We start from the raw sequence: 19,521 nt of genomic DNA, 5'->3' as shown, positions 1-19,521 counted from the left end.
ACGAGGCTTAGTCGCTGAATTTCACCAGTCGTGTCACCTGAATGTCGGAGATAAACACCACCCCCGAATGCTCGTTGTAAAAGGGTGACAGGCCTTCGAGTATCGGTCTGACCCGTTCCTCCGGCACTGCGGCGATGATCATGATCAGCACGTCATCCTCGTTGAACATGAGGTGCCCTTCGTGAAAGCCGTGACTGCCTTTGCCGGAGAGATTATTGATGATGGTGTATCCCTTGACGCCGGCCCGATCCAGCACGTCGGTAGCAAAGCTCTGGTGTTCGCCGCTCAGAATAATCTCGAGTTTTTTCAATGGACTGAAGTTCAGGTTTTTCATGAGGCTGTGGACTCCGTGGGTTTTTCATCCGCATGGCCACTGGATAACGGCCGGCTCCGCCAGGCGTCGTGGTCGTAGATATGGGCTGTCTGTTGTTCAGGATCGATGATCAAAATCCGTATCCATCCGTTACGCACCAGATTCTTGATCGTAGCGATTTCCTCGATGGCCTGACGGGCATATTCGTAGGGGGCTTCGATGACCGTGATCAGGCGGATGGGCTGATGATAGGGCTGTCCCTGATCGAGTACGGTCTGGGCCGGCAGACCGGTGCGCAGGTCGCTGAGGTTGCCGGTCATTACGCCGAAGCGCCCGGCCACGTTGTGATAGACCTTACTGCCACTGCCAAAGCGCTCGTTATCCACGGTGGAAAAATAGTGTTCCATGTTAATCCACTGGCCAACTACCAGCGGGCCGGTGAGAATAGTCTCCAGCAGACGTCGTTTGGGATCGACGCGATAGTCATAGGAATGCAAAAAGGCGCGGCCTTTTAATGACCGGTGCCGGGTTAGCTGACGGCGGCCGATAATGAAATAGGCGTTGCCGGACAGACCCCATTCCGGACGCACTTGCGACCAGTCCATTGCGTTGCGGCGGGCACGGCGATTGGCCTCGGTCGGATCGCATTGTCCCGGCGTCAGTTGCAATTCGGGGAGTCGTTCCTGGGCACACATCCGTGAGGCGCCGGTCAGGCCGCTGCGCAGGCGATCGAGATAGACCAGGTGCGAGGAAGGCAGTCGATCGAGATCGAACAGTTTGATCTCATCAGTGGTGGTGTCGTGCAGGGCCGGCAGGAACCAGGCATCGTCGGGGATTTCGATTCCCTGGGCACGCAGCCGCTGACGGATCCGGGGGTTATTGCCCATCTGGGCCAGCGCGCGGGCATTGATCAGCCCGTGATTGCCGCCGCAGGCACCGCAATCGAGCGCTGATTCATAGGGATTATTTTCGGAGGTGCTGCCGTGGCCGACCAGCACGATGAAGCGGGAGAAATCCCGGTTCAGGCCGATCGAGTGCAGGGCCTGACTGACGAAGTTGGTCTGTTCATCGAGACTGAAACCAATCCGCGCCAGCTGTTCCATTTGCAGACGGGCGAAGGCCGGCTCAATCCGGTAGATCGAACGCAGGCGCTGGATAAAGGCCTGTTCGACTTCCTGGCTCAGGTTCAGCGTCTCGCGCAGTATCGGGGCCTGTATGGCGTGATCCAGCGCAACTTCCCGCAATTCACGAATCATGTTATCGGTCACGGCTTCAGGTTCGAGTTCAAACTCCTGTTCCACCGCTTTGGCCACAACCGCACGTTGCACGGCACGAACGATGGAGTCGGCCTGTTCGCGATCCAGTTTGTCGAGTAACAGATGGGTCGAGGGTTTGTCACGATACAGACGCTGGCGCCAGCGGTTGTAACTTAGTGGGATGAATGTTTTGCCGATCATGTCAAAGCCGAACAACATGCCGATCGCCTCGACGGTGACATACGGCGTGAAGACTGATTCCTTGAGTTCGTGCAGTACCTTCTCCAGCACGGTAGTGGCGGCCACATCCTCCCCCGTTTTGGCCGACATTTCCAGAACCAGGTTTTTCGGTTTGAGCAGGACCGGACACAAATAGGTTTCACTGCCCTTGCCCAGTTCCATGAAGCTGATAGGTACCCCGAAGAAACCGGCGATGCCGAAGGTCTGATAATCTCCTGCGCTTTCCAGGTGGCGCCGGATTCGCTCGGAGCGGGTATCGATACAAAACAGGGCCTGGGCAAAGGGACGTTTGTCGCGCGCCACCGGTCGCGTCAGATTGACTTTGCCCAGAATCTTTTCCATGGCATGGTCCTCCATCGCGCGCAGCCAGAGCATACCCTCGGCACTTTCAAACTTTTGTAAGACCTGTACCAGCGTGGTCAGCTGATCGGGTGTCAGGGTCTCGAGCGATGCACTCGCATCGGCGCGGGTCGCCAGCTGACGCAGATGGGCGGCCTGCTCTTCGGCCTCGTAACGGCGTTTGGCAAGAACATAGTCGTTAAAGCATTGTTCAATCGCGTCCGGGCGTCCCCGTGCCAGGGTTTGTTCCACGCGTTGCGCGTAGGCTGGCAGTATCGCCCCGCTATATAATTCATGGCGCAGCCAGGTTTCCCGGGGCCGGGTTTGAATAAGGCTTTCCAGCGACGGCCGGTCGAAGGTGATCCGCTGACGAGAGCGTTCGGTGAGCAGAGCGAAGGCCAGAATCAGACGTATCGCCAGAAAGTCGACCAGGTCGGCGGGATATCGCTGGCTCCAGTAGTAATGTTTGGCGTTGGCACGCCAGCGAATGAAGCCAGCCCAGCCGTGCAGGCGGGATAATTCGCGGGAGAAACAATTGACCCATTTATCCTCGGGAACACCCAGCTCGCTCATCACCGAGGCAATCACACCTTCGGGGTGTTGTTCATTTTTTAGAATCCGCTCGATATGCAGACCGCGCATGAACAGCCGTGCGTTGCGCAGGGCCAGCTCGCGCCAGGCCCTGAACAGGCCCTGCTTGCGGCCGGGCATGTGCCAGACAGACTGACCCTCGTCGAAGAAATCAAGACAGCTTTTGATCACCAGCTCATCCAGTTCAGCGCCGATCCCGGTACCATAGAGTCGGTCCACAGCTTCATATAAAGGACAGGCGCCCAGCAGCGTGTCATACAGCCTCGCCGTCAGGGTATCGGTATCGAGTGTCGCCGCGGCGTATTCGGTTTGGTTTATAACGGCATGCACTTCGTTTGTGTTGGCCAAAGAGGGGGTCCGCATGACCGGTTGTTCGTTGCAGGTGAGTAATGTCATCAACCAGTGAGACAGATTGACGCCGGTGATTGCCGGCTGCTGCGCCACAAAGTCGGCGATCCCGGCGCTCAGCGCACCCCGATCGACCTTGCCCTGTGCCAGATAACGCTGGTATTCGTGTCGGGATAAAAAGCCACGCCCCTGAAACAGTTGCGCGCCGGTTTCCACGGCTTCGGGGAAGGGGAGATGCTCCAGGCCATGCAGTGGATTATGGTGAATGAATGAACGCATGGGCCAGAAAAACGGGATCGGTTCGCCGGCCACGTAAATCATGCTGCGAATTTTCAGCTGTTGTCCCAGTGGTAATGTCATAACAGGACTCCGATGCTGTACACACCGCTTGCGACCAGAAGGGTTAATGCCAGCGCATAAGCGCCGGTTATGAAGCGATTCAGGTCGATTACCTTATTGACTCCTGCGGGGCCGACGATTAATCCCTGCAACAGGCGCGCGCCGGCCCAGCTCCAGAGTAACCAGACGAGGGCGACACTGACGGCCACCAGCGGCATGAGCGTGACCGCCTGCACGACGGTGACGAGCATGATGAAAAATGTCGGGAACAGCGGTGTGGCGATAATTGCCAGCACTACCAGCACGAGTATCGTGCTGAATCGGGGAATCGATTCGGCCAGTCCGCCGTACAGGCCGGTATACGCGGCGCCAAAGCGGCGTTCCAGCCCGGCACCAAGCAGTGCCAGTAAAGCCAGGGGCGTACTGAAGCCCAGCGCAAAAAGATGCAGCTGTAGTACCGGCAGATCGCCCCGCAGCACGACCCACAACAAGGCCCAGGCCGAAGTAGCCAGGAATCCGCTCCACTGTCCCACCTCGCGCAGGGCCAGGGCGCGCAGGGCATACAGTGTGGCAGTGAACAGGGCCAGGGGGACCATCCAGCCGGGTACGGGGCTGTTCACTGTTTGTAACAGGATCAGACCGATTTGTGGCCAGAACAGCAACAACAGGATGCGCAACAGGACAGAGCGACTACGCCCCAGTACGAAGTTGAAGCCCATGCTTAGCGGGAATAGCGGCAGGAACAGGCCGATCAGCAGATATACCCATGTATCGATCATATCAGAGCCACCTCAACCAGAGATTGAGCCGTCCGGCCACAGACAGCAGTGCACGGCTGATTCGTGTATACAGATCGGTAATATACAATTCGCGCGAGATCAGCGCATAGAACGATAACCACAGTCGTCGACGATACTCGCCCCTGGGATGATAGTGTTGATCGTTAAAGCTGGTGCTAATCCAGCCAAAGATGATGACCAGTGCAACCAGGATGACCAGAACATCGAACCAGATTAACTCGAAATCCGCTGCCGCGTAGATTTGATCGCGAAATGCCGGATCGGGATAGAGGAACAGGTCAAAAGCGTGACTTATCAGGGTATAGCCGAGAACAACTATCGCAAACGAGAAGATACTCAGCATAACCAGTCGGTGCAGATTCCCGGTTTGCATCCGGTAAACTGCAAAGATTAATTGCGCCCCGGTCATCCACCCGAAAAACAGCAACACGATGGCGCTCTGTTTCTGGAAGTAATCTTCCGAGACCACCCAATGGGCGAATACCAGGATAGTAATTGGCACCGCCAGGGTGATTGCCGCCATCAATAACCAGGGTACACGTTGTCGTACCGGCCGGCGTTCAATCACGAAGGTATACAGATCTTGTTTGGGCACGCCATCGTTCTTGCGTGCGGCATTGATCACCCCGCCGGCTCCCAGAAACAGGGTACCCTTGAACAAACCGTGCGCAATCAAATGATAAATGGCCAGGGAGAAGGCGCCAATGCCGCATTCCATGATCATAAAACCCATCTGGCCCATGGTGGAATAACCCAGGGATTTCTTGATGTCGTTCTGGATAAGCATCAATACCGAGCCTATGACGGCGGTAAACAGGCCGACGATAAAGACCCAGTGCAGGATCTCCGAGCTATGCACGAACACCGGTGCAAAGCGGTTGATCAAAAATCCGCCGGCATTAACGATCCCTGCATGCATCAGAGCCGACACCGGTGTCGGTCCCGACATGGAGTAAGGTAGCCAGGTATGCAACAGAAACTGGGCCGAGCGGGCGAAGGCGGCCAGGGCAATGAGCCCCGCGACCAAATCCATCAGCGGCCAGCCCAGCACCTGATGGGGGCCCGGTTCGGTGCTGATCTGTTCGAATATCGCCGGCAGCGAGCCGGTGCCGTAGGCCTGGTAGAGCAACACCGCGGCAATCAGCAACGGCAGATCGCCGATGCGATAGGTGATCTTGGTCCAGAAGGCATAGCGATACGCCGAGACATCACGGGTATTCTGGCCAAGCAGAAAATAGAGCAGAACCCCGACCAGATGCCAGGCGATAAGCAGAGTCAGTAGATCCCCGGCGGATACCATCACCAGCAATGTAGCGGTCATCAGATCGAGCAGCACGAAGAAACGGCTGTAACCGGTTTCTTCGGCCATATAACGCAGGGAATACACATGAACGACCAGACTGATCCCGGCGATGAGCACGGCCATCAGGCTGCTTAGCGGGTCGAGCAACAGAAGCATACCGGAATCGAACAGGTTGACAGTTTGCCGGCTGTGCCCGTTCAGGACCATCCACAGGGCAGCGACAGACAGAGCGAAAGTGAGTGCTGTTGCGGTGACGCTCAGGCGCGCAACTTGCCGACCCAGGCGGGGGGTCAATAGATGGGTCAACAAGGCCGAGAGAATCTGTAAACCCGTTATCAGTATGATGATATGTTCCATCTGGTCTCTCACCTGTGACAGGACAAGGTCAGGGCTGTACCTGCAAGGGGGAACCTGTGGCCTGGTTTATTGTTTTTATAGACCTGTGTAGTGTCATCATTTCAAGTCATCTGGCGCGAAATAATCACTTCACTACCGATCCAGTTTATAGATAATTTTGATAAATGAAAATCGATATTGCAAATTGAAACGGATGGTTGTGAGCAATGTATTCCCTCCTGTAAAGCGGATGATCAATCGGGCCCCTGGTACTGTTGCCTCAGGTTGAAACCGCTGGCGTCAATGTTGCCGCCAATTTATGCCGCCAGGCTCAACCTGTTGCGGCATAGGGTATTCCTCTATAAATATAAGGGCTGGGGATATAAGAGAAGTGAGCACTGGGGGAGCAAGCTTTCCTCTGGCGTAGATGATCCTCCAGGGGATGTGTTTATCTGTTCAATTTTATCGTCAGAAAGCTTTGTGCTTGCAGGATCATTCTGACATTTGATACCTGTCAGGTACATCCTGGTTTGATCCGATAAATGATTTCTCCAGACGATGCCAGCGCTTGTCCGTCATGACAGACAAGCTGTCCGGATATGAGCTGCGGGCCGGGGTGCGGACTGGAATTTAACATGGATAACCTGCGAGCCAGAGGGCACTAAACGTTGAAGAGGTTTCTCATTTACAGACAGAAGCAATCAACGTGATTCCTCCGGCCATCGGTCGGGCAAAGAACCGCGTTACAGGAGACGTTATAGATGGGGCAACCGTACTTTTTGCCCTGGCTATAGGAATTCGTCATTTACCGCGGTAATGGACCGATTTTAATCGGGATGTTGGCTTATCGCTCAGGCCAGACCGGCGGGTGACGGGGAAAAATCAAAGCAGGCTGTTACCCGTCAGTATATGCCCGGACTTGCTCGTCGCCCGAAATGATGACAGGTACAGAAGTGGACGTTGTCGCTGTTTGTTATTTGAGATAGTGGCGGATTGAACTTGTCAGGCTCGAAGGTAACTCTTTATGCGCAATCGTTACACGCGCCAGTGAACGCATGATGGTCAACAAGAACAGCGGTATCGGCAAGTCATTGGATGAAAGGCTGACTGCCAGGATCGTTGAAAACAATAATCCCTCGAAGCTTCTGCAGGATATGGACGTGTATTTTGCACAGGGGAGGTGGCCCGTTGCCCGTTCAGCTTTTGGATGCCAAAGCGTGATTGGAAGTGCCCCTTCCCCCTGAACAAGTGTTAAGCATATTATTTCAGACAGGGTGCTTCGTCATATTGTTGTTTGTATCGACATTATTGTCTGGTTGATTGCGAAGCAATATTTTTAAAAATAATTGTGCACTCGTAATATTTGTTTCGCTGCTTGCCTGTGTGATTGCTCCGGGCAGATATCAGGGTTGCTTGCACGGATTCAGGAACGGTTTTTTTCTTTGACGATGCGCCGATGCAAATAGAGTAACGGTTCGGTATAGCCGTTGGCCTGCTCACGCCCTTTGATGACGAGATCGAACGCGGCCCGAAATGCCTGGCTGTTGTTGAAATCCGGTCCCATGGAAGTATAGGTTGGATCACCACGGTTTTGCTGATCGACCTTTTGTGCCATGCGCTGCATGACATCCAGTACCTGTCCGGCATCGCAAAGGCCGTGATGCAGCCAGTTGGCAATGTGCTGGCTGGAGATGCGCAGAGTGGCCCGATCTTCCATTAAGCCCGTATTGTTGATGTCAGGCACCTTGGAGCAACCGATACCCTGGTTTATCCAGCGTACGACGTAACCGAGAATACCCTGTGCGTTGTTTTCCAGTTCCTGTGTGATGGCGTCAGTATCAGGTTGTGCGTTATCCATCAGCGGAATGACCAGCAGATCATCGGGCGGCGTGCGAACATCACTGACGAGGGTCTCCTGCTGTTCAAAGACATTGATCTGGTGGTAGTGGATGGCATGCAACACCGCGGCAGTGGGGGAGGGGACCCAGGCTGTGCTGGCTCCGGCGCGGGGATGGTCAACTTTGGCAACCAGCATTGCATGCATATTGTCCGGCATGGCCCACATTCCCTTGCCTATTTGCGCCTTACCGCTGAAGCCGCAGGCCAGACCGGTTTCAACGTTGTTTTTTTCATAGGCCTGAATCCAGGTGCTCTCTTTCATTGTTTTCTTGCGTACCACAGGGCCAGCTTCCATGCTGGTGTGGATCTCATCGCCGGTTCGATCCAGAAATCCGGTATTGATAAAGACCACCCGATCTTTTGCGGCACGGATACATTCTTTCAGATTGATCGAGGTACGCCGTTCCTCATCCATAATGCCCATCTTCAGGGTATTGCGGGCCAGCTGGAGCTGATCCTCGACAAAGTCGAACAGATCATTTGTGAAAGCGACTTCCTCAGGACCATGCATCTTGGGTTTGACCAGATAGACACTGCCCGTGCGGGAGTTGCCGAGCGCACTGTCACCATGGATGTCATGTAATGCGATCAGCGTGGTGACCAGTGCATCCAGTATACCTTCGGGTATAGGCGCGCCGTAATGGGTTGTGACCGCGTCGGTGTGGAGGAAATGGCCGACGTTGCGCACCAGCATCAGGCTGCGCCCATGCAAAGTAAAAGGCCGGCCCTCCGGAGAGAGATAATCCCGATCCCTGTTCAGACGACGGGTCACCATTTTACCGGCTTTGGAGAAAGTATCTTCGAGATTGCCCTGCATCAGCCCCAGCCAGTTGCGATAGGCCTGTACCTTGTCTTCGGCATCCACTGTGGCGACCGAGTCTTCCAGGTCATGGATCGTGGTGACTGCGGCTTCCAGCAGGATATCCTTGATGCCAGCAGGATGCGTTTTGCCAACAGAGTCTTCGCGGTCGATTTGCAACTCAATATGCAGACCGTGCTTGACCAGCAATATTGTCGCGGGTGCGTCGGTATGGCCATTAAATCCGTTGAACTGTGCCGGATGTTTTAGCGAGGTGGAGTGGCCGGTAGTCAATTCACTGAACAGAGTTCCATTTCTGATCCGGTAGTGACACACATCGGCATGGCTTCCGTGTTCCAGCGGGGTAATCTCGTCAAGCAGAGCCATTGCCCAGGCGATAACTTTCTCACCGCGTTTGGGATTGTATTGGGCCGTTTGTTCGGCGCCGCCGGAGTTGTCGATTACATCGGTGCCGTAGAGGGAATCGTAAAGGCTACCCCAGCGCGCATTGGCGGCATTGAGGGCATAACGTGCATTGGTTAACGGTACAACCAGTTGCGGACCGGCGACAAGCGCGATCTCGTCATCTACGTTGGCGGTCGTGATGGTGAAGTCTTCCCCTTCGGGTAACAGGTAACCGATATCGATCAGAAACTGTTTATAGGCAAGGGCATCAAACTGGGGATGTTGGCGATGCCAGTCATCTATCTCGTCCTGCAACCGGTCGCGCTGTTCGAGCAATTCATGATTACGTGGCCCAAACCGGTGGACGGCCTCGGATAACGCGCTCCAGAACTGCCCGGACTCGATGCCGGTGCCAGGCAAGGCCTCTTCCGTAATAAAATTGTACAACAGACGGTCGATCTGTAATTCGCCTGCCTGGATATACTCACTCATTGTCCATGTCTCCACACGGGTCGTACGACATGCTTGAGCCGACTCATCCAGCAAGCATAGACGGTAATGTAATTCGTGGCAGCAATTCAGCCCGACTTTGTGTCACAGGGGCTTGTTTTGCGATAGGGTAAGTGCTTAGGTTCGGAGAAAGACCCTATAATTTCAGGCAATTTCTGTGCGAAAGCTATGCACTCGGGTCCGTCGCCTTTACATCATACTCAGGCGACTATACTTGCTGAGACAGAAATACTGTCCAACTCATTAAATGATACAGGGGGCTGTATGGCGAACACCCGTTTAAAACTAGTTGAATACGGCATAATCGTAATTGGTGTGTTACTGGCATTTATCGCGTCATTTGAACCGCAACCGGTGCTGGGTTATCACCTCCAGGCGGGGATTCTGGCGGCCGGGCTTGTGCCCTATTTTATCTATTCCCTTGCGGTGGCACTGAAAAGCGGCGCTCTGGTGATCCTGCACGGGATAGTCGTATTGATTATACATGCCTGGATGATCGATGCCGTGCGATTCGCGGGGCAGCCTGATTACAATGTCAGTTTGCTGGTATACGGACCTTTGGTGCTGAGCCTGGTTCTGATTCCCCTGCTGATACTGGCACTGCGCCAGCCCTGGGGATTGCAGGAGTCCGGCAGGAAGTGATCCTCTAGCCTGCTGCCTGCTATGTCCCGGCATGGCAGGGATTATTGCTCCTGTTTCGGGCGCTGGATGACCCGGGCGGTTTTCTTCATCGGTTTGCCTTGTCGGATAATGTAGATAGTGATCCTGTCACCGGGTCGGTGACTGCTGATGACATCCAGGGCACTGGCTACATCGGTCACCGCCTGATCGTCGATCCGGGTGATGACATCGCCGGGTTGCAGACCGGCGTCGTCAGCCGGGCCCTGATTAAGAATACTGGTGATGATGATGCCTTTTTGATCTTCATCAAGGTCCAGCGATTCAGCGAGGTTATCATTAATATTCTGGATGGCAACGCCAAGCCAGCCGCGTTTGACCTTGCCATGTTCAATGATTTGTTGCATGACATCCCGGGCCAGGCTGGTCGGGATGGCGAAGCCGATGCCTTGCGAGCCGCCGCTACGCGAGAAGATGGCAGTGTTGATGCCGATCAATTCACCATTGGCGGTAATCAGAGCGCCGCCGGAATTGCCGGGATTGATGGCGGCATCGGTCTGGATGAAATTTTCGAACGTGCTGATGCCAAGCATATTGCGGCCGGTAGCACTGACAATACCCGAGGTGACGGTCTGACCGACACCAAAAGGATTGCCAATGGCCAGAACCACATCGCCGACCCGCAAGTGGCTGGAACGCCCCAGGGTGATAACGGGCAAGGCCTCCAGCTCGACCTTGAGCACAGCCAGATCGGTATCGGGGTCGGTGCCGACCACGGTGGCGTTGGCACTGCGTTGATCGGGCAAAGCAATCCGGATTTCTTCGGCGCCGCTGATGACATGATTGTTGGTAAGGATGTAGCCCTGCTTGCTGATGATGACACCGGAGCCAAGATTGGTCTCTTCGCGTTCACTCGGACTGCCGAAGTTGTCGCCAAAAAAGTGGCGAAAGATGGGATCGTCCAGTAACGGATGGGCCTCGCGGGTGACAACCTTTTTGGTGTGGATATTGACCACGGCTGGCGCCGCAGTTTCCACGGCATCGGCATAGGAAACAGGGCCTTCGCCGCGTTTGGCGGATTCGCGGGGTGGTGCTTCCCGCAGCTCGACCACCGGCTTGTCGCCGAACGGCAGACGGCTGTCAGAGAGTAAGTAAAGGACGACAAAAGCGACAGCCAGGCCGAGAATGGCGAACTGGATAATGAATTTAAGCGTACGGGTCAGGCGCATCATGTTCCGGAATTGGTTACACTGTGTGAATTCACCGGATAATAACTGATGGAGACGGGTTTCGCATGGTGCAACTGAGCGATTTGGTGCGGTATCTGGATGATTTGCTGGAAGTGGAGCGCTTCACCGATTACTGCCCCAATGGCTTGCAGGTGGAAGGTAGCGCGACGATCAACCGGCTGGTGTGCGGTGTGACCGCCTCCCAGTCGCTGATCGAGGCGGCGGTCGAGGCCGGGGCAGATGCCCTGCTGGTGCACCATGGCTATTTCTGGAAGGGCGAGGCGGCGCCGATCGCGGGGATTAAAAAACGGCGTATTGCCCGTCTGCTGGAGAACGACATCAGCCTGCTGGCCTATCATCTGCCGCTGGATGCACATCCGGTTTATGGTAATAACGTGCAACTGGCAAAGGTACTGGATCTGAAGGTGGCGGGCAGCTTTGGGCCGCCGGGGAATCCGGCTATTGGATTGTATGGCGGTCTTCCTGTGCCGCTGTCGGGGGAGGCGCTGGCCGAGGAGATCGCCGTGCGGCTGGGACGTGCTCCGTTGCATGTGGGCGGGACCACGGCGCCAGTGAGTAACCTGGCCTGGTGCACCGGGGGGGCCCAGAGTCTGATCGAGGAGGCGGTTCGTCTGGGGGTGGATGCCTATCTGACGGGCGAGGTCTCCGAGCAGACAGTGCACCTGGCGCGGGAAAATGGTATCCATTTTTTTGCCGCCGGTCACCATGCCACAGAGCGTTACGGGGCATGGGCCCTGGGCGAGCATGTGGCAGAACATTTTGGTATCGAGCAGCAATTTATCGATATCGACAATCCGGCCTGAGGCCGGGGAAAACAGTAACTTGTTGAACTACCGGGTGAACTACGTGGTTTTCTTGACCCCGGTGGCTCGATACGCGAAACTATGCGCGCCTGAAATCCCGGATGTTTACCACATTCTGAAATTCTTATTTGGGCACAGCGATTTCACTAGCGCATTTTTTGATGACAGCCGGTTGACGGCCGTGATCGTTCATATCTGAGTCGGGGAGATATTTTTCAAATGAGTACCGATGGTATTGATACCAGCCGACGCCGGTTTCTGCTTGCCTCCACGAGTGTGGTGGGCGCAGCTGGCGTGGTCGGCATTGCGATTCCGTTTATCCATTCCATGAATCCCAGCGCCCGGGCCCAGGCGGCCGGCGCGCCGGTGGAAGTGGATGTCAGCAAACTGGCGCCGGGTGAGCGGGTTACCGTGGAATGGCGAGGCAAGCCCATCTGGGTGGTGCGGCGTACCGAGCAGAATATGGAAGATCTGCCCACTCTGAATGACAGACTGGCGGATCCCCAGTCACAAATGCCGCAGCAACCGGAATATGCGCAGAATGAATTCCGTGCCCGGGAAACGAATCCTGAAATTGCCGTGCTGGTGGGGATTTGTACTCACCTGGGTTGCTCCCCGACCTACCGTCCCGAACCGGGCGCCAGGGATATGGGTGGCAAGGAGTGGAAAGGCGGTTTCTTCTGCCCCTGCCACGGCTCCAAGTTTGATCTGGCCGGCCGCGTTTACGCCGGGGTGCCGGCACCGACCAACCTGGTCATCCCACCTTTCAAATTCCTGAGCGATTCTGTGGTTCTGGTTGGCGAAGACGGAGGGGCAGCATAATGACCAAAACACAATCCCTGATGAACTGGATCGATGCCCGTTTCCCGCTGAGCAAGATGTGGAAGGAGCATCTGTCCGAATATTATGCACCGAAAAATTTCAACTTCTGGTACTTTTTCGGTTCACTCGCTTTGCTGGTGCTGGTTATCCAGATCGTCACCGGTATCTTCCTGACCATGCATTACAAGCCCGACGCCGGGCTGGCCTTTGCCTCGGTCGAGTACATCATGCGTGATGTTAACTGGGGCTGGCTGATCCGTTATATGCACTCCACCGGCGCCTCGGCGTTCTTTATCGTGGTGTATCTGCATATGTATCGCGGCCTGATGTACGGTTCCTACAAGAACCCGCGCGAGTTGATCTGGATCTTCGGCGTGCTGATTTTTCTGGCGCTGATGGCGGAAGCCTTCTTCGGTTATCTGCTGCCCTGGGGCCAGATGTCCTACTGGGGGGCCCAGGTTATTGTGAACCTGTTTGCTGCCGTGCCGTTTGTCGGTGAGGAGCTGTCCATCTGGATTCGCGGTGACTATGTTATCGGCGATGCGACCCTGAACCGGTTCTTTGCCTTCCACGTGATTGCTCTGCCGCTGGTGCTGATTGCCCTGATAGTGGCTCACATTCTGGCCCTGCATGAAGTCGGTTCCAATAACCCCGACGGTGTTGAAATCAAGAAGAACAAGGACGCCAACGGCAAGCCTGTTGACGGCATTCCGTTCCATCCTTACTACACAGTCAAGGATATTGCCGGTGTGGTGGTGTTCCTGATTTTCTTCTTTGCCGTGGCTTTCTTTGCCCCGGAAATGGGCGGCTACTTCATCGAGCACGCCAACTTTGTGCCGGCCGATCCGCTCAAGACGCCGGAACATATTGCCCCGGTCTGGTACTTTACGCCGTTCTACGCCATGTTGCGGGCCATCCCGCCGATGTTCGGTTCACAGTTCCCCGGTGTCGTGGTGATGGGTGCCGCAATTGTGGTGTTGTTCTTCCTGCCCTGGCTGGATCGCAGCCCGGTTAAATCAGTGCGTTACCGTGGTCCGTTGTTCAAGATTGCTCTGGCCATCCTTGTTATCAGTTTTGTCGTTCTGGGTTACCTGGGCGTACAGCCTTCTACCCCGGTCAAAACGCTGTTGGCGCAGATATTCACCGCGCTGTACTTTGCGTTTTTCCTGCTGATGCCCTGGTACACCAAAATTGACAAAACCAAACCGGTTCCGGAAAGGGTGACTGACAAATGATGAAAAAATTGACTGCATTTTTGTTGATGATGGTACCGGTCGTCTCCATGGCCGCCGGCGGGGGCGTCAAACTGCTGGACGCGGATGTTGACCTGAATAACCAGGCCTCCCTGCAACGGGGAGCCCAGTTATATGTCAATTACTGCATGGGCTGTCACTCTCTCTCTTACATGCGTTACAACCGAATGGGAGAGGATCTCGGTCTGAGCGATGAGCAGGTGGTGCAGAATCTGATGCCCGTGGCCGATTTTTCCAACCTGCCGCAGGGGGAAACTCCCAAAATCGGTTCGAAGATGAAAAATGCCATGCCCGGCGAGGCGGCCGAGGGCTGGTTCGGCACCAAGGTGCCGGATCTGTCCGTCGTGGCCCGTTCCCGGGGGCCCGACTGGCTCTACACTTATCTGAAGACCTTCTACGTGGATGAATCCCGGCCAATGGGTGTTAACAATGAGGCATTTCCGCTGGTCGGCATGCCGCACGTGCTGTGGGAACTGGAAGGCCTGAAAAAGCCGGTCTACGAAACGCACGAAAATGACGATGGCGAAGAGGTCAGGGAAGTGGTCGATTATGAATTCATCAAGGAAGGCTCCATGAGCCCGGCCGAATATGATGATGCCATGCGTGACCTGGTCAATTTCATGGTCTATGTGGGTGAGCCGGCCAAGCTGGATCGGTATAAGATTGGCGTCTGGGTTATATTATTCCTGGTCATACTGTTCTTCCTGGCCTACGCGCTGAAGAAAGAATACTGGCGGGATGTCCACTAAATGGCGCTGTGACGGGGTGCTGCGCCCCGAAGCAGCGGGCCCGGTGCGACGTGATGTCGGGCCGGACCGCGCCGAATCAGGTACCCGGGTTCAAGAAGACGTGATTTTTCCCGCGTAAAGCGCCAAACCAAGGGACAAGTTCGGTATAATAAGCAGGGGGAGCCCACCGGTTTCCCCTGTTTTGTTTCTGAATACAGCACTGGGATGAGTAAGTTATGGCGCAAATGGCCAATCGACGTTTGGCAATGACCCTGTTTTCGGGTAACACCTGCCCCTATTGCCATATGGTACGTATTGTACTGGCAGAGAAGGGCATTAACTACGACATACACAACGTCGACCTTGGCGACACTCCGGAAGACCTCAAGGATCTCAACCCTTATAACGAAGTTCCCACCCTGGTGGATCGGGATCTGGTATTGTTCGAGCACCAGGTGATCATGGAGTATCTGGATGAGCGTTTTCCACATCCGCCACTGATGCCGGTTGATCCGGTCTCGCGAGCCCGTAATCGTATGATGCTGCACCGTATCGAGCGTGACTGGTATCGCCTGGCCCGTCAGCTGGGCAATCCGGACACGGCCAGTGACAAGGTTCGCAAAGAGTTGCGCGACAGTTTGATGTCGGTGTCACCGATTTTCGATCAAAAGCTGTTTTTCCTGGGGGATGAATTCTCCCTGATCGACTGTACTGTTATCCCCTTGTTGTGGCGCCTGCCCTCTTACGGAATAGAGCTGCCGTCTGCGGCCAAACCGGTGATTAATTACGCCGAGCGTATGTTTGAACGGGAATCCTTCAAACAGAGTCTCACCGAAGGTGAGAAGGAAATGAAAGACGAATAAATCCGAAAGGTATTGCCATGTCCATGACGCCCAGCCAGCCGTATCTGCTTCGTGCTATTTATGACTGGATCGTCGATAACCAGATGACCCCCTACGTTCTGGTCAACGCCGAAAACGATTACGCCTATATACCGCGTGATTATGTGGAAAACGGCAAGATTGTCCTCAATGTGAGCCCGATTGCCGTCAACGGCCTGGAACTGGGCAACGAATACGTCGCCTTCAGTGCCCGGTTTGCCGGCAAACCGATGGATGTCAGTTTCCCGATTACCGCCGTTCTGGCGATCTACGCCAAGGAAAACGGGCAGGGTATGGTGTTCAATGAACCTGACAATCCGCCGCCCGACGATGACGGTCCGGACGACGACAAATCCGGCAAACCCAACCTCAAGCTGGTCAAGTAAACGCTTCAGCGCGAGTTTGATTTAGCGCAGAGGCCACAAAGAACACAAAACTCTGTGAGTGCTGCCCTGGTTTCTGATGCCACGATTTTTCCGGACGGAGACTGTCAGATAGCGCGTCAGCGCAACCTGACCCAGGCTATTGTTTTACACGCAGATTGCAGGTGGTGTCGACCATCTGGACTCTGGCGACACTCTCCTTATAGGGACAGGCACGTGTTATATGCATACTATCGCAGAGACGCGAAGTCGCTGGGAATAAAACGTGATATTTTCTTTGCACCATCGCGCCTTTGCGAGAGACAAACTGAGCTCCACGCCCAGGCTATAATGGCCTCGAATCTTGTACCGGCAACACATTGCGGGAGGTCGTTATGATCGAGGTTGTGCAGGGCGACATCACCAGCCTGCAGGTGGATGCCATCGTCAATGCGGCCAATAACTCGCTGCTGGGCGGTGGCGGGGTGGATGGTGCCATTCATCATGCCGCCGGCCCTGAATTGCTCGAAGCCTGTCGGCTACTGAACGGTTGCGACACTGGCGATGCCAAAATTACCCTCGGTTTTAATTTGCCCGCCCGCTATGTGATTCACACCGTCGGCCCCATCTGGCACGGCGGCGAACAGGGTGAACCGGCCTTGCTGGAAAGTTGTTACCGGCGCTCCTTCGACGTGGCGCTGGAGCAGGGGGATATCCGCTCCATTGCCGTTCCCGGTATCAGTACCGGGGTCTACGGCTATCCCGGGGACCAGGCCGTGGCGATCGCTGTGCGGGTGATGCGTATATATGAACCGAAATTCGAACGCATCGTGGCCTGCGCCTTCAGCCAGGAGGATGCGGCGCGTTACCGGCAGGTTTTGGAGAAAATACTGTAGAATTCTGAATGTTGAATTGTGAATGGAATCCGGCTCTTAAATTCAAAATTATAACTTCGTGCCACTGCGTTAAAGCTCTTGGTCTGTCGGGAACATTTTCCCCGGATTCAGGATTCCCTTTGGATCGAAGTCCTGCTTGATACGTCGCATCAGCTCCAGCGTGACCGGATCGATTTCGCGGCCGACGAATTCCTGTTTTTCGATGCCCACACCGTGTTCGCCGGAGAGGGTGCCGTCGAGTTCGAGCACCAGGGTAAAGACGTCGTCCAGGCATTGATGGGCGCGCTGCATCTCTTCTTTGTTATCGGGATTGGCCAGCAGGTTGACGTGGATGTTGCCGTTGCCGGCATGGCCGAAGTTGACGATAGTGATGCCGTATTGTTCGGAGAGGGCCGACAGACCGTTGATCAAAGCGGGTATGTTGGAGACCGGGACCACCACGTCCTCGTTGATCTTTTTCGGGGCAATGGTGCGCAGGGCGGGGGAGAGGGCCTTGCGGGTTTGCCACAGGGCCTGGATTGTCTGTTCGGTTTCGGCACGCTTGAGTTGCAGCAGGCCTTCATTGTCGGCGGCGGCACAGACGGCATCGAGCTCATGTTGAATCGATGCCCCAGAGCCATCCACTTCGATCATCAGCATCGCGCCGGCTCCGGCGGGTAAATCGGCATTGGAATAGTCGCGAATCATGGCAATGGCTTTACCATCCATAAATTCCAGCGCATAGGGCACCACCGGCTGGGCCATGATAGCGGATACCGCCCTGGCGGCGCTGTCGATGTCCCGATAAATGCTTTGTACGGTACGTTTGGTTTGTGGCAGCGGTGTCAATTTGAGGGTGGCCTCGGTGATGATAGCCAGGGTGCCCTCGGAGCCGATCAACAAACGGGTCAGGTCGTAACCGACCACCCCTTTGGTAGTGTAAACGCCGGTGCGGATACTCTTGCCTTCGCCGGTGACAGCGCGCAGTCCGAAGGTGTTATCGCGTGGTGTGCCGTATTTGATGGCCCGCGGGCCGGCCGAGTTGTAGGCCAGATTGCCGCCGACAGAGCAATAGGCGGCACTGGTGGGATCGGGCGGCCAGAAAAAGCCATGTTCGGCAGCGGCATCCTGTACTTGCTGATTGGTGACGCCGGGCTCGACGACCATGTAGCGATTGGCCGGATCAATTTTGCATATCCGGTTCAGTTTTTCGGTGGACAGAATGACACCCTGTTGCAGGGGAACACTGGCCCCGGTAGTGCCGGTCCCGCGCCCGCGCGCGGTCAGAGCAATACTGAACTCATAACACAGCTGTACCACAGCCGCCACCTGGTCGTGATTGGCGGGCAGCGCCACCAGTTCCGGCGCGGCGTGACGACGGCTGTTGTCGTAACCGTAGTTCCAGGTTTCGGAAGGATCGCTCAGCAGGCCCTCGTTACCGAGAATCTGCTGCAGGCGGTTGATAAACGCAGTGGGTAAAGTCATTAACCGAAAAGTTGCGCGTCGATCTGGTGACAAAAACAGTGAATCGCCAGCAGATGGATTTCCTGGATGCGTGCGGTGATCTCGGAGGGGACGCGGATCTCGACATCGCTGCCCTGCAGCAGTTGACTGATGTCGCCCCCGTCGCGACCGGTCAGGGCAATAACCTGCAAACCCCGGGTATGTGCCGCCTCGATAGCGCAGATCACATTCGGGGAGTTGCCGCTGGTGGAAATGGCCAGCAACAGATCATCGGCTTTGCCCAGGGCGCGAACCTGTTTGGCAAAGATCTGGTTAAAGTCATAATCATTGGAGATCGCGGTTAATGCCGAGGTATCGGTCGTCAGGGCAATGGCCGCCAGCTCGGGACGTTCGCGCTCGTAACGACAGACCAGTTCGGCAGCAAAGTGCTGGGCATCGGCCGCGGAACCGCCGTTACCACAGCTGAGTATCTTGTTACCGCGTTGCAGGGCGGCAACCATCAGCTCAACTCCGCGGGCGATGGGCTCGGCCAGAACCGGCTTGGCCTGTAGATTGGTCTCGACGCTGGCGTCAAACAACTGCTGTATATTGTCACTGATACTCATACTTCAATCCTGAATCTGGATGGCATCGGGATGCCAGTCAATACGGGGCGCATCCCCCTCACCACTGATGGCAACAACATCAAAGCGGCTGCTCAATCGGGCCTGTTTCGGGTTGTTTTGCAAATAGAATAGCGCGGTTGTCACCAGTTTTCTCTGTTTTTGGCGGTCGACCGTTTCGGCGGCACTGCCGTAGCGGTCATTACGGCGGTAGCGAACTTCGACAAATACCAGGCTATCGCCATCGCGCATGATCAGATCAATCTCGCCTCGCCGGCAGCGGAAGTTGGCTTGCTCAAAATGCAGTCCCTGTTGCTCCAGATAGCGGCGAGCCCATTGTTCGGCCTGGTTACCGCGTTGCGCGCGTCCAGGTCCGGACCACATG

Annotated in this window: 17 protein-coding genes; 8 read left to right on the top strand and 9 right to left on the bottom strand. The window is 55.5% G+C overall.

Going from position 1 to position 19,521, the window contains the following annotated elements; genetic code table 11:
* Window positions 1-7: 7 nt before the first annotated feature.
* The 5 genes from R6U90_RS03365 to R6U90_RS03345 all read right to left on the bottom strand — a co-directional run bounded on the left by R6U90_RS03365 (window position 8) and on the right by R6U90_RS03345 (window position 9,460).
* Window positions 8-334, bottom strand: a complete 327-nt coding sequence (locus R6U90_RS03365) for a P-II family nitrogen regulator (RefSeq protein ID WP_410351248.1) — start codon at window positions 332-334, stop codon at window positions 8-10.
* On the bottom strand, window positions 331-3,447 hold the full coding sequence (locus tag R6U90_RS03360) for a DUF2309 domain-containing protein (protein ID WP_410351247.1): 3,117 nt from the start codon (window positions 3,445-3,447) through the stop codon (window positions 331-333). Before R6U90_RS03360 ends, R6U90_RS03365 begins: the two co-directional genes overlap by 4 nt.
* Window positions 3,444-4,205 (bottom strand): hypothetical protein, encoded by a 762-nt coding sequence (locus R6U90_RS03355; protein WP_410351246.1) that lies wholly within the window; start codon window positions 4,203-4,205, stop codon window positions 3,444-3,446. The genes R6U90_RS03360 and R6U90_RS03355 overlap by 4 nt, the downstream gene beginning before the upstream one ends.
* 1 nt (window position 4,206) lies before the next feature.
* Entirely contained in the window at window positions 4,207-5,886 is a 1,680-nt protein-coding gene (locus tag R6U90_RS03350) for an NADH-quinone oxidoreductase subunit L (RefSeq protein ID WP_410351245.1), read from the bottom strand.
* Window positions 5,887-7,288: 1,402 nt separating this feature from the next.
* Window positions 7,289-9,460 (bottom strand): malate synthase G, encoded by a 2,172-nt coding sequence (locus R6U90_RS03345; RefSeq protein ID WP_410351244.1) that lies wholly within the window; start codon window positions 9,458-9,460, stop codon window positions 7,289-7,291.
* A 282-nt stretch (window positions 9,461-9,742) separates the two neighbouring features.
* On the opposite strand from R6U90_RS03345, the gene R6U90_RS03340 reads away from it, so the two are divergent.
* Window positions 9,743-10,120 carry a hypothetical protein gene (locus tag R6U90_RS03340; RefSeq protein WP_410351243.1) on the top strand — a complete coding sequence of 126 codons (378 nt, stop codon included), beginning with the start codon at window positions 9,743-9,745 and terminating at the stop codon, window positions 10,118-10,120.
* A 41-nt stretch (window positions 10,121-10,161) separates the two neighbouring features.
* Here the strand turns inward: R6U90_RS03340 and R6U90_RS03335 are convergent, their stop codons facing one another.
* A complete protein-coding gene (locus R6U90_RS03335) occupies window positions 10,162-11,319 on the bottom strand; it encodes a Do family serine endopeptidase (RefSeq protein ID WP_410351345.1) in 1,158 nt (385 codons plus the stop codon).
* Between the two features lie 71 nt (window positions 11,320-11,390).
* Between R6U90_RS03335 and R6U90_RS03330 the strand changes: the two genes are divergently transcribed.
* The 7 genes from R6U90_RS03330 to R6U90_RS03300 all read left to right on the top strand — a co-directional run bounded on the left by R6U90_RS03330 (window position 11,391) and on the right by R6U90_RS03300 (window position 17,091).
* A complete protein-coding gene (locus tag R6U90_RS03330) occupies window positions 11,391-12,149 on the top strand; it encodes a Nif3-like dinuclear metal center hexameric protein (RefSeq protein ID WP_410351242.1) in 759 nt (252 codons plus the stop codon).
* A gap of 219 nt (window positions 12,150-12,368) precedes the next feature.
* Window positions 12,369-12,971 (top strand): ubiquinol-cytochrome c reductase iron-sulfur subunit, encoded by a 603-nt coding sequence (gene petA, locus R6U90_RS03325; RefSeq protein ID WP_410351241.1) that lies wholly within the window; start codon window positions 12,369-12,371, stop codon window positions 12,969-12,971.
* Window positions 12,971-14,206, top strand: coding sequence for a cytochrome b (locus R6U90_RS03320; protein ID WP_410351240.1), 1,236 nt, complete (start codon window positions 12,971-12,973; stop codon window positions 14,204-14,206). The genes petA and R6U90_RS03320 overlap by 1 nt, the downstream gene beginning before the upstream one ends.
* A complete protein-coding gene (locus R6U90_RS03315; protein WP_410351344.1) occupies window positions 14,206-14,973 on the top strand; it encodes a cytochrome c1 in 768 nt (255 codons plus the stop codon). Before R6U90_RS03320 ends, R6U90_RS03315 begins: the two co-directional genes overlap by 1 nt.
* Window positions 14,974-15,188: 215 nt before the next feature.
* The gene (locus tag R6U90_RS03310; protein WP_410351239.1) at window positions 15,189-15,815 is read left to right on the top strand and encodes a glutathione S-transferase N-terminal domain-containing protein; all 627 of its coding nucleotides are present in this window, start codon (window positions 15,189-15,191) and stop codon (window positions 15,813-15,815) included.
* Window positions 15,816-15,838: 23 nt separating this feature from the next.
* Window positions 15,839-16,219, top strand: coding sequence for a ClpXP protease specificity-enhancing factor (locus R6U90_RS03305; protein WP_410351343.1), 381 nt, complete (start codon window positions 15,839-15,841; stop codon window positions 16,217-16,219).
* Window positions 16,220-16,590: 371 nt separating this feature from the next.
* Window positions 16,591-17,091 (top strand): O-acetyl-ADP-ribose deacetylase, encoded by a 501-nt coding sequence (locus tag R6U90_RS03300; RefSeq protein ID WP_410351238.1) that lies wholly within the window; start codon window positions 16,591-16,593, stop codon window positions 17,089-17,091.
* Between the two features lie 69 nt (window positions 17,092-17,160).
* Here R6U90_RS03300 and R6U90_RS03295 read toward each other — a convergent pair whose 3' ends face one another.
* The 3 genes from R6U90_RS03295 to R6U90_RS03285 are packed head-to-tail and all read right to left on the bottom strand — an operon-like array spanning window position 17,161 to window position 19,520.
* The gene (locus tag R6U90_RS03295; RefSeq protein WP_410351237.1) at window positions 17,161-18,555 is read right to left on the bottom strand and encodes an FAD-binding oxidoreductase; all 1,395 of its coding nucleotides are present in this window, start codon (window positions 18,553-18,555) and stop codon (window positions 17,161-17,163) included.
* A complete protein-coding gene (locus R6U90_RS03290; RefSeq protein ID WP_410351236.1) occupies window positions 18,555-19,139 on the bottom strand; it encodes a phosphoheptose isomerase in 585 nt (194 codons plus the stop codon). The genes R6U90_RS03295 and R6U90_RS03290 overlap by 1 nt, the downstream gene beginning before the upstream one ends.
* Window positions 19,140-19,142: 3 nt before the next feature.
* The gene (locus tag R6U90_RS03285) at window positions 19,143-19,520 is read right to left on the bottom strand and encodes a YraN family protein (RefSeq protein WP_410351235.1); all 378 of its coding nucleotides are present in this window, start codon (window positions 19,518-19,520) and stop codon (window positions 19,143-19,145) included.
* Between the last annotated feature and the right edge of the window lies 1 nt (window position 19,521).

Origin of the sequence: Thiohalophilus sp., from assembly GCF_046483665.1 — a bacterium.
Taxonomy (GTDB): domain Bacteria; phylum Pseudomonadota; class Gammaproteobacteria; order UBA6429; family Thiohalophilaceae; genus Thiohalophilus.
This window is presented reverse-complemented; position numbering and strand designations above follow the sequence as displayed.